The sequence below is a fragment of the Brucella sp. RRSP16 genome (assembly GCF_052246815.1).
Taxonomy (GTDB): Bacteria; Pseudomonadota; Alphaproteobacteria; order Rhizobiales; family Rhizobiaceae; genus Brucella; species Brucella intermedia.
Genome location: NZ_JBQQAM010000003.1, coordinates 89,579 through 104,980, shown reverse-complemented (window position 1 = coordinate 104,980; position 15,402 = coordinate 89,579). Strand labels below are relative to the sequence as shown.

The window sequence follows — 15,402 nt, the reverse complement described above, 5'->3', positions numbered from 1 at the left end:
CGAGGCCGTCTGCGACCGCTTGATCCAGCCTGTTCGCCCATCTTTACAGCTGGTTCGAGCCATCCAGGGAGCGGATCTTCCGCGCGGTTGCCTGCAGCAGCGTGAAAGCCTCGAAACGCCTGTCGTGCCATCTGGCGCGCTCGGCGTCCGGCCTGTTCACCGCACCCAGTTCCGACATGGCATGCATGGCGGCGGCGAGATCAGGATAAGCCCCTGACGCTACAGCCCCCAGCATGGCCGAACCGAGCAGAACCGGTTCCGGCGACGTAGACGCAGCGATAACGAGGCCTGTCGTGTCCGCAAGCACCTGTCGCACCAGATGCGAACGCGCTGCTCCGCCTGAAACGACGATAGTATCGGTTTCGATACCCTTTGCCTTCTGCGCCTCGACGATCTGTCGCGCACCATAGCCGAGGCCGCAAAGACCCGCTAGATATAGCGCTGTCAGACTGTCGAGCCCGGCATCAAGATCAAGCCCCGCGATGATCGCGCGCGCATCGGGGTCGGCGAAAGGTGCACGATTGCCGAGGAATTCCGGCACGACATGAATATCACCAATGATCGCAGCCGCCTTTTCAGCGCCGCCTCTTGCTCCGACTTCTTCTGCAAGGCTGTCGGCCAGGCCCTTGCCTTGGGCTGCCGCCTGTTTTTTGGCTTCCACGGCAAATGGATGCATATGGATCAGGTGATCGATAGCGGCGCCCGCTGCCGACTGGCCACCTTCATTCAGCCACAGGCCCGGCACCATGGCCGAATAATAGGGTCCCCAGACTCCATCCACGAAAACCGGCTGTTCGGTAGTGGTCATGGTGCAGGCCGATGTGCCGAACACATAGGCCATGCGTGACAATATCCGGCCTTCCGAACCGCGCGCCCCGACTGTGCCGATACCGCCCGCATGGGCATCGATGAGGCCAGCGGCAATCGCGGTGCCCGGCACAAGACCAAGTTCTGCCGCTGCCTGTTCGCTCAAGCCGCCGAGCTTTTCGCCACCCGCACGAACCTCGGTGCCGATGCGGACGAAATTTTCATCGGCCAGTTCGCCAAGGCAAACCTCGCGGAAATAGGCTTCATCCCAGCGCTTTTCATGGCTGAGATAGGTCCATTTACAGGTCACGGTGCAGGCCGAACGAGCCAGACTGCCGCATGATTTCCATGTCAGAAAATCGGTCAGATCGAAGAACTGCCAGGCGGCGGCAAAGGTTTCCGGCTTGTTTTCCTTCAGCCACAACAGTTTTGGCGTTTCCATCTCGGGTGAAATGGTGCCGCCAACATAGTCGAGAACCCTGGCCCTGGTCGCATTGATCTGCTCGGCCTGTCCCACAGCGCGGTGATCCATCCATACGATGATGTCACGTGCAGGATCGTTGGACGGCCCCACGGCAAGCGGTTTGCCGCCCTCGCCCAGCACGACCAGCGAGCATGTCGCATCGTAGCCGATACCGGCAATATCAGCCGGATCGACACCCGCAAGCTTGACCGCTTCGCGCACACTTTCGCACACCGCCCGCCAGATATCGGCACTCGATTGCTCGACGATGCTGCCCGCCTCGCGCCAGATAGTGATATCGCGTTTGGCCGAAGCAAGCATGGTACCGCTGGCGTCGAAAAGGCCGGCGCGGGCGCTGCCCGTCCCGACATCAACGCCGAGATAATAGCTGGTCATGGTCGCTCCCATTTACAGATCGAGGCTCTGCGGAAGAATGACCAGATCGCGAATGGTGATGTTGCGCGGGCGGGTCAGCATGAACATCACCGATTCCGCGACTTCCTTCGGTTCCATCAAACTGCCATTGGCCAGCGCTTCATCGAGCTTGGCCTTCGGCCAATCGCTGATGAGGGCGGTGACGACCGGCCCCGGAAGAACGCCGCCAACGCGGATACCATGCGGGGCGACCTGACGACGAACCGTATGCACGAAAGCCTGAACGGCGTGCTTGGAGGCGGTATAGATCGGCTCCCATATCACGGGCACGACACCGGCGACCGAACTCGTAACGATGATATCGCCAGACTTGCGTTCCATCATGTGCGGCAGAACCGCATGAATGGTGCGGAAGGCGGCGTTGATGTTGAGGTTCAGCATGCGGTCCCATGCATCCGGATCGCCCTCCCAAAGAGGACCGCCGATGTAGGCGCCGGCATTGGCGTGGAACACGTCGAGCTGCCCCGCCTGTTCGAGTATCTGCGGCATCATGGTGGCGACCGACGCCGGATTGAGCAGATCGATGACCAGCGGCCTGGCCTTGTCGCCGAGTTCGGCGCATTTTTCCTTCAGCGCCTTCTCGTCGCGATCGACGAGAAAAACCGTCATGCCCGCTTCGATCATATGCTTTGCGCATTCGAAGCCGATTCCAGAGGCTGCACCGGTAACGGCGCCGACTTTTCCATTGAGATCCTGAGCCATTTTTTCAGTCCTTAGAGGTTTAGGCGCGACCGTGCGACTGGCGCGAGCGGCGGGCAAGGGAGTCGACGATCACGGCAATGGCGAGCACCGCACCCGTGATCATGTAGCGAAGCGAAGACGACAGATCGAGCAGCGTCAAACCGCTGGCGATCGACTGGATGACGATAATGCCAAGCAATGCCGACCACGCGCTGCCGCGTCCGCCGAAAAGGCTGGTACCGCCGATGACCGCTGCCGCGATGGCGTTGAGGTTAACGTCACCCGTACCGGCCTGCTGGCTGGAGGAGGCAAGGCGCGACGCTGCGAGAATGCCACCTGCGGCGGCGAGAACCGAACAGGTCATGAAGGCCGACATGTAGATGAATTTCACATTGATGCCAGCGCGACGCGCAGCTTCACGATTGCCGCCAACGGCCTGCATGGCGCGGCCCCATTTGGTGCGGGTGAGTGCGTAGTTCATCGCGATCACCAGAGCCACGAACAGGCCGAACATCCATGGCACGCCGCGCGACTGGTTGAGATAGAATACTGCACCACCGACAATGACCGTGATGACAATGGCCTTGAGCGCAATCCCGGCCGACGACGGTGCCGACAGACCGGCTTCGCGGCGGCGCTGCGCGGAACGGAACCCGGTGAAGAAGATTGCAAGTCCGGCAATTAGCACCAGCGCATAAGAAAGCGGGCGCGGCATCACCAGAAGCTGGCCGAAGCTCACGAGCCAGGAGCCGTAAGGCAGATTGATCGAGCCGGTATTGCCCAGGAGATAAAGCTGCAGGCCAAGCGCTGCCAGCAGGCCAGCCAGCGTGGAAACGAAGCTTGGCATGCTGAAGCGATTATAGAGGAATGCGTAAAGCAGGCCGATCAGCGCGCCGGTGCAGAGCGCTGCCAGCATTGCGATCCCGACCGGCCAGCCATGATTGACCCACAGCACGCCGACAATTGCCGAAGCAAGACCGCTGACCGAGCCGACTGAAAGGTCGATTTCGCCCAGCATCAGGATGCAGACGATACCGAGCGAAATGACGCCGATGGTCGAGCAGTCGAACAGCAGGTTGACGAGATTGTTGCTCGACAGGAAAACCGGGTTCAATGTCTGGAAGACGGTCCAGATGATGACGAGGCCGACGATGACCGGCAGTGATCCAAGATCGCCCGAGCGAACACGGTCGAAGAAATTGCGCAGCGCGCCTGAAACGCCTTCGTCATGGCGCACGCGGGTATCCTGCCGGTCGAGAGGGGTATTTCCGGTTGCCTGGTTCATTATGCTTCTCCCCGATCATGGACCTGACCGGTTTCATGCTGCGCCTGACGCCGTTCGGCACGGCGGGAAACGGAATTGCTGCTTGCGCCGGTGATAGCTGCGACCAGCTCCTCGTTTGAGGAATCCGGGTAGAAAACACCATTGTTTCGGCCAAGCCGCAGCACGACGATACGGTCCGCGACAGCACGAACGTCTTCCATATTGTGGCTGATCATCAAGACACCGAGCCCACGGTCACGAACGCGCTCGATAAGATCGAGAACCTCAGCGGTCTGCGCAACGCCAAGTGCTGCAGTTGGTTCGTCGAGCATAATGAGCTTGGGATCAAGCAACAGCGAGCGCGAGATCGCGACCGTCTGGCGCTGGCCACCAGAAAGGGAGGCGACCGGCTCGCGTACACTCGGAATACGGGCGGAAAGCTCGTTCAGAAGCTTCCACGCCTTGATCTCCATGGATACTTCGTCAAGCCGATAGGGGCTCATTTCGCGGCCAAGGAAAATATTGGCGACCACGTCGAGATTCTCGCACAGCGCCAGATCCTGAAAGACCGTCGCAATGCCGAGATCGAGCGCAACGCCCGGCGACGAAAGCACAACCTTCTCACCATTAAATTCGATACTGCCGGATGTCGGCTGATGGACACCTGCCAGTGTCTTGATCAGGGTGGACTTTCCTGCTCCGTTATCACCGACAAGAGCGACAACTTCGCCCGGAAAGACTTCCAGATCGATATCTGTCAGCGCTGAAACGGCACCGAAATTCTTGGATATGCCGCTTAGACGCAGCACTGGCTGCCGCGACGACGCAGCGGCTTCGTGATCTTGGGACATGATCTCACTTTCCCTGGCATATTGCAGGATACGCCATTGCACATCAAACTGCCCGACCGGATAACCGGCCGGGCGTATCGTTGCCTACTTCGTGATGCCGAGCTTCTTGCAGCCTTCGGCATAGCGGTCGACGCACAGGGTTTCAGCCGAAACGATGTTCTTGTCGATGATCTCAGCCTTGAGATTGTCAGCCGTCACGACCACTGGAACGAAAAGCTTCGACGGCGTGTTGTAGAGCGTGGCTTCTGCCTTCGGGGTTTCGTCATTCAGAAGCTGGCCCGCGACGCGTGCGGCTTCCGCAGCAACGATTTCCGACGGCTTGTTGATCGTATTGTACTGATCGCCCGAAATGATGAGCTGGAGCGCTGCAATCGTCGCATCATTGCCGGTGACCGGAGGAAGCGGATCGATACCAGCCGCCTTCATGGCTGCAATCGCGCCGCCAGCGGTGCCATCATTGGCAGCCACCACGCCGACGATCTGGTCGTTGAAGCGAGTGATCTGGCCGCTGGCCCACTGCTGTGCCTTGCTCGGTGCCCACTCGGGCGTATCGTATTCGGCAAGCGTCTTGTAGCCGCTGTCCTTCAGTCCGGCATGGATACCGTTCTTGATGAGACCGGCTGCGGCATCGGTTGGCGAACCATTGATCTGCAGGACGCCGCCCTTGTCGCCCGGTACACCCTTGTCCTTCAGGTGCTTGACCAGCGATTCGGCAATCGACTTGCCGATGGCTTCATTGTCGAACGACACGTAAAAATCGGAGGTCGCATCCGGGATCGGACGGTCATAGGCGATGACCTTGATACCCTGGGATTGGGCCAGCTTGACCAGCGAGGCTGCCGCCGCCGTGTCAACCGCATCGAGCACGATCACCTTCGCGCCCTGCGAAATGACCGAGTTGAACTGCTGCTGCTGCTTGCTCGCATCGCCATCGGCATTGAGATAAAGCACCTTGCAGCTTTCGCAGATCTTCTTCATCTCGGCGGCAAAGCCCGGATAATCACGCTCTTCATAACGGGTGGATGCCTGATCCGGCATCAAGAAGCCGACCACTGCGTCCTTCACTTCTGCCTGAGCACCGCTCGCAAAAGAGGACAGCATCACCGCAGCAAAAGCTGCCTTACCAAACAGATTCTTCATGTCTCACTCCCGTTGGGTTTTAATTTTGTTGTTTCGCAACCTTACAGACGAACTTCGCCTCGCTATTCCACCCTGAATGTTCTCCCGATAGCGACCTTCTACTCCACAAAGTTCCGATCATTCTGACGGCACATCGCATCGCGGTACGCCAATCAAATCGAGCGCTGCTGACGAGGATTGTTGTGTATGAATCGAAGGCTCTTCCCCGCCCTCGGCATGTGCGCACCGCTCCTCTCGGCTTGTCGTCACACTGCACCATCGATAGTGCAACACGATCATTGCTCGACATGCGGTATCCGGTCAAGAGGAAAATGCCAGAGGAACACACCGGATTCGCACCTGCTCCCACTTGCAGCGGGTGGTGACAGACCGCTAAGATCGAACTTCTACCCACATGAAAAGCAGGCTTGATGAACACTCCCCGGAAAGTAACCATTTACGACATATCGGAAAGAGCTGGAGTATCTCCGTCGACCGTTGCTTCTGTCATGAATGGTTCGTGGGAAAACCGCAGGATAAATAAAGCAACGGCGGACCGAGTAAGAGTAATAGCCCGTGAACTCGGCTATACGACCAACCTTCAAGCGCGCGGATTACGCATATCCAACTCCGGCTTGATCGGCATGATCTTGCCGATGCTGGACAATCGATATTTCAGCTCGATGGCGGCGTCCTTCGAAGCGGTAGCCCGCTCCCGGAATCTTGTTCCGGTCGTTGCCAGCACATTGCGCGATCCGCAGCAGGAACGCAGCACTGTGGAAACATTGATTGCTCACAACATCGATGCCCTGCTGATAGCAGGCGCAACCGATCCGGACAGTGTCGCGGAACTGTGCGAAAAGGCTCACCTGAAGCATATCAATGTTGACCTTCCGGGAAAACACGGCGCGTCCGTGATCAGCGACAATTATGACGGCGCCCGACAGTTGACCCGCCAGATTGCCAGCCGCAGGTCTCATCGAACGGAAAACAGCTTCTACTTCATCGGTGGCGTGGATAGTGACCACAACACGCGCGCACGTGTGCGCGGGTATAAGGATGAACTGGCTGCGCTGAACCTTCCGGTTCGCGGCGGAACAATCACGACGAATGGCTACGATCCCGAAAATGCCGCAAGTGCAATCCGCGCAGTTTACGGTGAACTTAACGGCCTGCCGGAGGCGCTTTTCGTTAACTCGACGAGCCCCTTTGAGGGTATCGTCAGTTTTCTCAAGACACTGCCGGTTGACGAGGTCCGGGAGTGCTCCATCGGGTGTTTCGACTGGGACCCCTTCATTGAGGTTCTCCACTTCCCGGTCGTGATGGCCCGGCAAAATGTTCAGGCAATGATCGAACGCGCCTTCGAGCTTCTGGATGAGCCTGCACAAACGACCGACCAGCCCGAAATGATACCGACGGAGCTCATTATTCCACGGGGTCTTTGAACCTCATTGCTTGGATAGGAGAAATATGCCGTCCGCGCGATCACCGGTTGTTTTGTTTTTTCAGATAGATAAGCTGAGCTGTCAGTCCTATGATGAGGATGATCAAAAGACTGCCCTGCGCGCCCAGCAACAACGGGGATTTGAGATCGGTCACAAATGGATGACCATTTGGTACGCGCCGCAATACCTCGCTTACCGCCGGCACTATTAGCAGGAAGGCAGTCAAGCTTAAAAAGACTGTTTCCAGATAGCGGGTCGCACGACCAAAGATTGAACTGTAACCGATTGAATAACCGGCAATGAGCAGAACTATCGTCGCAGCACCGATAACATAGCTGACCTGCTGGCGTGCAACGAGAAATGTTGTGCCAGCACCTATGAGCATCGAGACAAAATAAAGACCTCCGGATTTTGACCCGGGCAAAATTCGCCCGTAGCGGACGAACATGTAGATGGCCAGGGGAATGGCAGGCAAACTGCCGATCGTGTGCATCCAGCCTAGCGGGGAAATTCCAAACATAACCAAAGCTCCTGTAAAGATAACAACCTTCTAGTAGATAGGTTTTAGAATAAAACCTAGTTCATTGATCAGGACGGTCGATTAACCATTCAAAACATACTGATAGCATCCATCCACATTCACCACAGTCATCCTTCCCAAAATTCCCTCGCCATTTCGACAACTGGCCGACGAGAAGCACCGTCGTGACAGCGACATTCCAGAAACAGGCACACAACATTTCGATATTCATTCCAGGCATTGCCTGCGCCCGGCATGTTTCGAAATATCAATGCGATGATGGCTGCAGGCTGGATAACGGAGTCGCCGCATTCGCCTCCCTGCCAATTGATAGCCTGACTACCGAGCATGATCAGGCTTTGATCGAAATCACTGTGCCGCAGCCAGTCTGCGAAGCATTGGTTCAACTATAAGCGAAAACATCTTCGGATCGCTGTGGGCTCTCGCCGACAACATCCCTCCGTGAACGGTAGCAGCAAAGGCTTCTGCCTCGATGTCAGGGGAGTCGATCAAGCGAATGCGGCCCTGTCTTGCGCCGCGTGTGAGGACTGATGTCAACCATCTCGATAACGATCTGAAATAGTTTTGAATCTCAGAAGCGAGTTCCTGTGGCAATACAGGAATTTCGCTTGCCAGAAGCGCCCCTACACAGAATGGCGCACTCCCGTCCGTGATACACGCACTCCAGTATTGAGTATAAGCCTGCAGTTGCTCCAGCGGATCATCGACTTTGCTCTCGAGATTGGCAAAACCTGCTTCTGTATCTTCACGATGTCGCACGATTAGTGCCTTTACCAGATCGACCTTGCTCGGGAAGTGATGATGGATACTGGCCTTGCGAATGCCTACGACGCTGGCGATATCCGCGTAGCTGAACCCATTATACCCGCCCGACATGATCAAGGTTTTGGCGCAAGCGAGAATATCATCGGAAGTGGTGGACAAATTGCTCATACTCGATATCTACCTTCTAGTAGGTGGAATGTCAAGATGCGTCAAAATGAAGAGATTTGTCACACGGTCGAATTTTACCTCATGCAGAACCCGATCCCGTCGACACAGTTCATTGCAACAGTCCGGGGCACACGGCACGGAATGAATCTGCCCCTGGACCTTGCGAACAGGTTAGTACCGGACGTCTTGACCGCGGTCGAGTTTCTGGCTCTGACGTATCGTTGCGGTTTCCTGGGCCCTGGCGGTGTAAACTATTTGCTGAAGAACCTTCAACGTGTTCTGAAGCGCCTCGAAGACGGAACGTTGTGCCGGAGGCACGCGACTGATGGTTTCACTGTCGCCGCGCAGGATTGCGTTGCGCCCGAATCTAAGATCAAGGGCGCGGCTGACGCTTGTAAACTCCCGACGAATATGCGGCTCGAGCGAACCGACGAGGACGTCAAGCCGCGCGGTCTTCTTTTGCATCGCAGTTGTGATGCGACGGAGTTCTTCGCCGGCTTCTTCTGACAACCCGGGAATTGCGGTTGCCATCTGCTGACGCTCTGCGGCGATTGCTGTTGTTGCAGCCTTCAGGGCTGAGGCCCAGCCCGATCCCAGCGAGCGGACACTCGCCTGGACATCCGGCACGGCTTCCAATGCTGTCTTTCGCTCGCGGCCAACGGCCAGAAGCCTGTCCCTCAGCCGACCAGAGCCGCGCAGGGCACCATAGGCCGCAGGATCATTGGCAATGGCTGCCGCAATCCGATCACCGGCAATGCCTTTCCGGATCAGTGTCTCGATCGTTTCAACAGCATTGGCAGGTTCACGCCAGATCCGCATTGCTGTTTCAGCAAGCAGCGAGCGGTTGTGAACATGGAGAGCGGCTTTTGAAGCTCTTTCGCACGCCTCAACCTCGACCGGGGTCGTAAACTCTGTCACGGCGGCAAGCATCGGCGGTATGCAGCGGGCTTCTGGGGCCTGCCCGATATTGCCAGTCGGCCGGGTCCGGGACGAACTCCGGGTATTTCGATCCACGGACATCCGGGCTGTCGGATTCTGCATGGGGAATCTTCCGGATTGCCTCTCATGATAAGAAACCCTGCGTTCCCGATCGATTGCCAAAACGAGTGCCGCACCTGCCCGCTCCCAGAGATTTGCCACCTGCTGGCGCTTTTGCGCCAGCCACGCCATCTGGCGTCTTGCTCCTGCCCCTGTGCCAGCGGCAATCCCGGCAAGTAGTTCAATGCCACGCCTGCGGGCAAAGTCCTGGACATGTGCCTGGTAGCCAGCCTCGCCAGCAAAATCCAGCGTCGTGGTTTTGGCGCTCGAACGCCCGAGGCGTTTGGACAGTTGCCGGAACAATTCCGATGTATGGCTTTCCCCTTCAATGCTTTTGCGGCGGACATCTGTGGCTTCATGCAGCTTCGCCGTCCAGACATTGCGTTCGACCGTGCGCTCCTCAAAGCGCCATTCACCGCCTTTCGCATCAGGGACTGCAATTTTTACCTTCACGGTCTCCACGCCATCCTTGCGAAGCGTGACCGTATCACCTCTGGAAGCTCCCGCAGCCGACAGGACTGCCGGCAGACCGACACCCCGGAGGCGATGGACCTTCCCGCCATCAACCTTCAGATCAGCATAAGGCGTATCATTCGTACCCTCATCCCCGGGCCGGAATTTTGTCCCCCCGGTTTCGACCAGTTCGCCGGTGATACCCTTCGCGTAATCAATACGGGATCTGTCGTCCCGTTCGGGCCTGAAGTCCTCGCGCGCAGCATAAAGATCAGCCCTGTGACGATGACGGGTCATGGACACATAGGTCAGGTGCCTGTCCATCATGCCACTGGCAAGCACAAGGGCCCGGTCGACAGTCGCGCCCTGCGACTTGTGGATGGTCACGGCATAGCCGTGATCGATGTTGCGATAACTGTCCTCACTGAGAACAATCTCACCGCCGCTGTCGAGCCGGACAGAAAGAAGCGGCGCGCGGAGCGCGTTGCCGGTGGAGACCACCGTGCCGAACATGCCGTTCCTGACATATTGCGGACTGTTTCCTCTTGCACGCGGTTCGAGGAAACGGGCGTTCTCGAGAAAGATAATCCGATCGCCTGCCGCAAACTCCCGCATGCCCCGCTCTGTCCGGAAGCGGCGCGCGCCATCGAGCGCTCCCTCTTCCCTCATCACCTTGCGCAAGGCTTCATTCAGCCTGTGGACATCCCTGTTGGTGTGCGCCAGAACCAGCAATGCATCACCCCGCAACTGGCCACCACCGTTTGGTGCTGCGATCCCCGTCCCGGGCCGCATGTCTCGTCCAGGCTGTGATGGCCTGATCAGTTTCCGCCGCGCATCCGTCCAGTCCCTGACCAGACGTCCGATCAGTACATCCCGGGTTTCCGCCTCGACCAGATGCCCGCGTCTGGCGTAAATCTCCAGCCCCGCCGCGGTGTCGCCGCGAGCAAAGAGTTTTGAGGCATCGCGTGCCCATTCATCCTGTTGCCGGCGCACACCGGCAAGTTCGGCGGAACCGATCCGCTCCGATATTGCCCGGAAAGCCGCACCGGCCCCGATCGGCTGAAGCTGCATGGCATCGCCGACCAGAACAACCTTTGCGCCAGCCTTTTCTACGGCATCCAGCACACGTGCCATTTGCAACGACGAGACCATGCCTGCCTCGTCGATGACGAGGATGTCACCGCGCATCAGCTGATCGCGCCCGTTATTCCAGGCATGCTCCCACGCGGCAAGCGTTCGCGATCTGATGGCGGAACTCTCCTCCAGCCCCTCGGCAGCCTTGCCGGAAAGTGCCGCGCCCAGGACGCGATGATGTCCGCTTTCCCAGGCAAGGCGCGCAGCTGCAAGCAATGTCGACTTGCCCGTACCGGCAAGACCGACGACAGCAGCGATACCGCTGTCCCCCGTTACATGCTGAATGGCTTCAATCTGCTCAAGATCCAGCCTGAACGGCTTCAGTGGATTGTCCCCTTCGACGAAACGCACTGCCGCTGCGCGTCCAGCGTCCGAAATCCCGAAACCCTTCCTCCCAGACAGGATATCGGCTGAACGCATCATGTTATGTTCGGTGCGCAGGATCTTTCGGGTGGTGAAGATGGCCGGTTCCGTTGCCTCGCCCTTCACCCGGCCATTCACACGACCCTTGATCGGGTCGGTCAGCGCGCCAGACTGCTGTGGTTTAAGGAGCACCAGATCAGGAGAAGCCATCAGTCGTGCACGGATATTGGCAAAGTCTGCCGGATCATCGACATAGCGGTGGATGACCCTTGCGATATCCTTCTCGTCAAAGGTGGAGCGCTCATTGCCAAGCTGTCTGAGGAGAGGCTCCGGATCGGCAAGCAGTCGGGCGGTCATTTTGCGCCGGCGCGCCAGATCGGCAGGTGCAAAATACATCTCGACACCCTTGCGCATCATCGCCGACTTTCCGGGTCCCAGATGCCTCTGGGCAATGCCGTCAAGTCCCTGTTCGGCATGGGAACGACCGTCAAGGCGGATATCACGGCCAGCAAGCGCCAGATACCGGCTGGCTGTTTGCGCCCAGGCGATCTTCCACGCCTTCATTGCCTCCCTGTTGCCGGCCCAGACTGTGTAGACGATCCTGCCCTTCGGCTGGTCCCCTGCTGCCACACGCAGTGGCTTTCCGTCATCGCCGGGGACAGGCATGACCTTGAGACCGAAGCCTTGCGCTGTCAGGGGTCTGAGCGTTGTCAGAACATGTACATGCGGATTACCGTCCCTGTCGTGATAGACCCAGTCAGCAATCATGCCCCTTGAGGTCAGGTTGTCTCTCACGAACTCACGGACCAGGGAGATGTTTTCCCTAAGCGTCAGTTCCTCCGGCAGTGCTATAATCAGTTCGCGGGCAAACTGCGCGTTCACACGCGTCTCGAATGCGTCAACCGCATTCCACAGTGTCTCGCTTGCGTCAGCGGCAGTCTTCCCCTCGATAGCAGTCTGCAGCCACGCTGGAACCGCCTCCGGTAGAGCCAGTTCCTCGTGCCTCAGTTCGTCGTCGCCATCCTTGAAGCTGAAAGACACCCCCCTTTGTTCGTCCACCATCCGGGTGCGGTGCCGATAGGCGGCAGCAGAAATAATGTTGCGACCCGCGCCCCTGCTGATCATCTGCGCTCGCACGAACATTATCGCCACGTCTTTTCTCCTGACCTGCAGTCAATACGTGTGAAAGCCCAGGATTACCCGGGCAGCTGACTCGCCACTTTTCCGTCCCCTTCGCGAGCTGCACCGTTGCACTTGGGGGATTGAAATTGAAAACATGTTTAACTATCTTTTTTCAGTCAGTCAAACTCACAATGCCTACGGTTCGAACAGAAAGGTTCACAAGATGCACATTGATTTTCCGCACAGAATATTAGACGCGACATTGAAGAATGCCGCAGGAACATAAAAAACTATAAACACTAAAATTAGCTCACCGTATGAAACGGCTGCACGACTGCTGGCCGGGCGAACCCCTTGAGACGGAAAGGATGTTTGAACGAACGACGCGTCTTCTCGCAAGACCCACAAGAGCAACGCCTTACAGCAAGGCTTTTTATCCTCTGAAGAGCCAGAATGGCGACACTGGAGCAACGGCGTATGTCCAGCAAGACAATTGATCGAAAGACAGAAGCGCGGAGCAAACGCCTGCTGGGGGCGATTGTCGTGCGGGCCGGATTGTCGAGGGTCGATCGGGCATTCCTGTTAGGAGGTCTGCTGGAACTGGCCAAACTTTCGCCCGGAACACCCGAATACCGCCGTTTGCGCAAAATTGGCGAAATTGCCTTCAGGTCTGAAGTGCCAGAAGAAAATCCAGGTTCAAACCAGGGAGATCGCATTTGATGATTAGAGCAATACCGCTCCCGGGTCTGCTTTTCGCTCTTGTGCCAGTCGTTCTTTCTGGCTTTACTTTTTATGTCGCGCATTGGTTTTGGACCGAACTGGCCGCAGGCTTGTCAGGAAAGCTCCAGTACTGGTTTATGCGTGCTGCGCCTGTACCAGTGCTTCTATCGGGGCCGCTTGGGGCACTGCTGACGGTTTGCTTGCTACCGCTGCACCGGCGCCGACCGGTCACCATGGTCAGCCTGTTTTGCTTTCTGCTTATTGTGGGTTTTTACACGCTGCGCGAGATCACCCGCATCTCCCCTTTCGTAGAAAGCGGAGTCCTGCAATGGGATCAGGCTCTATCATTCCTCGATATGGTGACCCTGGTTAGCGTCGCAATTGGATTTGTTGTTTTAGTGGTATCCGTGCGCATCTCTAGCGTTGTGCCCCAAACGGTGAAGCGTGCTCGTCGCGGAATCTTTGGAGATGCAGACTGGTTACCGATGTCGGCGGCGGCACAGCTCTTTCCTGCGGACGGCGAAATCGTTGTTGGCGAGCGCTATCGTGTCGACAAGGAACTCATCCATGAACTGCCTTTCGATCCGGTCAATCCGTCTACCTGGGGGCGCGGTGGAAAAGCTCCACTCCTGACTTATAATCAGAATTTCGATTCAACCCATATGCTGTTTTTTGCGGGATCAGGTGGGTTTAAAACGACCAGTAATGTCGTGCCCACAGCCCTTGTCTATAGTGGTCCGATCGTTTGCCTGGACCCGTCATCCGAGGTTGCATCGATGGTAATCGAGCATCGCCGCAAAAGGCTCGGGCGAGACGTCGTGGTGCTCGACCCCGCCAACCCGGTTAACGGTTTTAATGTACTTGACGGGATCGAAACGTCGATCAAAAAAGAAGAAGACATCGTCAGCATCGCACATATGCTGCTGTCGGAAAGCGCTTGCCCCGAAAGTTCAACGGGGTCTTTTTTCCAGAGCCAAGCACACAATTTGCTAACAGGACTGTTGGCGCATGTAATGCTATCGCCAGAATTTTCCGGGCGGCGAAATCTGCACAGCCTGCGTCAAATTGTTTCCGGACCGGAAACGTCGGTTCTTGCCATGCTGCGTGAGGTTCAGGAAAATTCCGTCTCGACATTTATTCGCGAGACGCTTGGCGTTTTCGTCAACATGACAGAGCAAACATTTTCAGGCGTTTACTCTACGGCATCGAAGGACACCCAGTGGCTATCCCTGGCAAATTACGCATCCCTTGTCTGCGGAGACAGCTTTAGACCAGCGCAAATAGCCCAGGGCGAAAAAGACGTATTTCTCAATATCCCTGCATCAATCCTTCGCTCCTACCCGGCAATCGGGCGAGTAATCATCGGCTCGTTAATCAATGCAATGATGGAGGCGGATGGCGCATTCCGGCGACGGGTTTTGTTCATGCTCGATGAGGTCGATCTGCTTGGCTATATGCGCATACTAGAAGAGGCACGTGATCGCGGGCGCAAATACGGAATCAGCTTGATGCTGATGTACCAGTCCGTTGGCCAACTGGAACGCCATTTTGGCAAAGATGGTGCAGTTTCATGGATCGATGGATGCGCATTCGCAAGCTACGCTGCGATCAAGGCGCTCGATACCGCGCGTAATGTGTCGGCGCAATGCGGGGAGATGACGGTAGAAGTGAAGAACAGTTCACGCAACAAAGGATGGGATAAGAGCCATCTTTCCCGAAAATCTGAAAGCATCAATTTCCAGCGTCGACCGCTTATAATGCCGCATGAGGTTACCCAGTCTATGCGCAAGGATGAACAGATCATTATAGTACAGGGGCACCGCCCCATCCGCTGCGGTCGCGCCATTTATTTTCGACGCAAGGAAATGGACACAGCCGCCGCAGTCAACCGGTTCGTTAAGTCCGGAAAATGATAAATCAAAAAAGTATTCGCGAAGCTGCCGTTAGCCCCCGCTTTTTACCGTCTAGGTAAAAGGCGCTTTCGCCGCAAAGCAGTGCGTCAAAGCCTTTCCGATAGAACAAGGGGACGTCGG

11 protein-coding genes and 1 pseudogene are annotated in these 15,402 nt (G+C 57.1%); 4 read left to right on the top strand and 8 right to left on the bottom strand.

Going from position 1 to position 15,402, the window contains the following annotated elements; all coding sequences use genetic code 11:
* Positions 1 to 43: 43 nt before the first annotated feature.
* The 5 genes from ACS5UA_RS06020 to ACS5UA_RS06000 all read right to left on the bottom strand — a co-directional run bounded on the left by ACS5UA_RS06020 (position 44) and on the right by ACS5UA_RS06000 (position 5,641).
* Positions 44 to 1,666, bottom strand: coding sequence for an FGGY-family carbohydrate kinase (locus ACS5UA_RS06020; protein ID WP_063882534.1), 1,623 nt, complete (start codon positions 1,664 to 1,666; stop codon positions 44 to 46).
* A 12-nt stretch (positions 1,667 to 1,678) separates the two neighbouring features.
* Positions 1,679 to 2,407 (bottom strand): SDR family oxidoreductase, encoded by a 729-nt coding sequence (locus ACS5UA_RS06015; protein ID WP_063882536.1) that lies wholly within the window; start codon positions 2,405 to 2,407, stop codon positions 1,679 to 1,681.
* Positions 2,408 to 2,426: 19 nt separating this feature from the next.
* Positions 2,427 to 3,671, bottom strand: coding sequence for a sugar ABC transporter permease (locus ACS5UA_RS06010; RefSeq protein ID WP_063882537.1), 1,245 nt, complete (start codon positions 3,669 to 3,671; stop codon positions 2,427 to 2,429).
* Positions 3,671 to 4,501: an ATP-binding cassette domain-containing protein gene (locus ACS5UA_RS06005; protein WP_021585435.1), complete on the bottom strand. Its 831-nt coding sequence runs from the start codon at positions 4,499 to 4,501 to the stop codon at positions 3,671 to 3,673. Before ACS5UA_RS06005 ends, ACS5UA_RS06010 begins: the two co-directional genes overlap by 1 nt.
* A gap of 84 nt (positions 4,502 to 4,585) precedes the next feature.
* Positions 4,586 to 5,641, bottom strand: a complete 1,056-nt coding sequence (locus tag ACS5UA_RS06000) for an ABC transporter substrate-binding protein (protein ID WP_063882539.1) — start codon at positions 5,639 to 5,641, stop codon at positions 4,586 to 4,588.
* A gap of 410 nt (positions 5,642 to 6,051) precedes the next feature.
* On the opposite strand from ACS5UA_RS06000, the pseudogene ACS5UA_RS05995 reads away from it, so the two are divergent.
* A pseudogene (locus tag ACS5UA_RS05995) lies at positions 6,052 to 6,159 on the top strand (LacI family DNA-binding transcriptional regulator); the annotation flags it as partial.
* A 117-nt stretch (positions 6,160 to 6,276) separates the two neighbouring features.
* Positions 6,277 to 7,065, top strand: a complete 789-nt coding sequence (locus tag ACS5UA_RS05990; RefSeq protein WP_235691704.1) for a substrate-binding domain-containing protein — start codon at positions 6,277 to 6,279, stop codon at positions 7,063 to 7,065.
* A 40-nt stretch (positions 7,066 to 7,105) separates the two neighbouring features.
* Here the strand turns inward: ACS5UA_RS05990 and ACS5UA_RS05985 are convergent, their stop codons facing one another.
* From ACS5UA_RS05985 to traA, 3 genes are all read right to left on the bottom strand, one after another.
* Positions 7,106 to 7,585 carry a hypothetical protein gene (locus ACS5UA_RS05985; RefSeq protein WP_021585432.1) on the bottom strand — a complete coding sequence of 160 codons (480 nt, stop codon included), beginning with the start codon at positions 7,583 to 7,585 and terminating at the stop codon, positions 7,106 to 7,108.
* 369 nt (positions 7,586 to 7,954) lie between these two features.
* Entirely contained in the window at positions 7,955 to 8,539 is a 585-nt protein-coding gene (locus ACS5UA_RS05980; RefSeq protein ID WP_029928293.1) for a TetR/AcrR family transcriptional regulator, read from the bottom strand.
* A 171-nt stretch (positions 8,540 to 8,710) separates the two neighbouring features.
* Positions 8,711 to 12,679 (bottom strand): Ti-type conjugative transfer relaxase TraA, encoded by a 3,969-nt coding sequence (gene traA, locus ACS5UA_RS05975; RefSeq protein WP_112701364.1) that lies wholly within the window; start codon positions 12,677 to 12,679, stop codon positions 8,711 to 8,713.
* Between the two features lie 447 nt (positions 12,680 to 13,126).
* Here traA and ACS5UA_RS05970 point away from each other — a divergent pair, with 447 nt between their 5' ends.
* Positions 13,127 to 13,369, top strand: coding sequence for a conjugal transfer protein TraD (locus tag ACS5UA_RS05970; protein ID WP_006468271.1), 243 nt, complete (start codon positions 13,127 to 13,129; stop codon positions 13,367 to 13,369).
* Positions 13,369 to 15,282 (top strand): Ti-type conjugative transfer system protein TraG, encoded by a 1,914-nt coding sequence (gene traG, locus ACS5UA_RS05965; RefSeq protein ID WP_443101231.1) that lies wholly within the window; start codon positions 13,369 to 13,371, stop codon positions 15,280 to 15,282. The genes ACS5UA_RS05970 and traG overlap by 1 nt, the downstream gene beginning before the upstream one ends.
* Positions 15,283 to 15,402 lie beyond the last annotated feature (120 nt).

Coding starts and splice junctions, on each gene's coding strand:
- ACS5UA_RS06000 (WP_063882539.1), bottom strand. CDS start 5,641: ATGAAGAATCTGTTTGGTAAGGCAGCTTTTGCTGCGGTGATGCTGTCC.
- traG (WP_443101231.1), top strand. CDS start 13,369: ATGATTAGAGCAATACCGCTCCCGGGTCTGCTTTTCGCTCTTGTGCCA.
- ACS5UA_RS06020 (WP_063882534.1), bottom strand. CDS start 1,666: ATGACCAGCTATTATCTCGGCGTTGATGTCGGGACGGGCAGCGCCCGC.
- ACS5UA_RS05970 (WP_006468271.1), top strand. CDS start 13,127: ATGTCCAGCAAGACAATTGATCGAAAGACAGAAGCGCGGAGCAAACGC.
- ACS5UA_RS06010 (WP_063882537.1), bottom strand. CDS start 3,671: ATGAACCAGGCAACCGGAAATACCCCTCTCGACCGGCAGGATACCCGC.
- ACS5UA_RS05990 (WP_235691704.1), top strand. CDS start 6,277: ATGCTGGACAATCGATATTTCAGCTCGATGGCGGCGTCCTTCGAAGCG.
- ACS5UA_RS06015 (WP_063882536.1), bottom strand. CDS start 2,407: ATGGCTCAGGATCTCAATGGAAAAGTCGGCGCCGTTACCGGTGCAGCC.
- ACS5UA_RS05985 (WP_021585432.1), bottom strand. CDS start 7,585: ATGTTTGGAATTTCCCCGCTAGGCTGGATGCACACGATCGGCAGTTTG.
- ACS5UA_RS05980 (WP_029928293.1), bottom strand. CDS start 8,539: ATGAGCAATTTGTCCACCACTTCCGATGATATTCTCGCTTGCGCCAAA.
- ACS5UA_RS06005 (WP_021585435.1), bottom strand. CDS start 4,501: ATGTCCCAAGATCACGAAGCCGCTGCGTCGTCGCGGCAGCCAGTGCTG.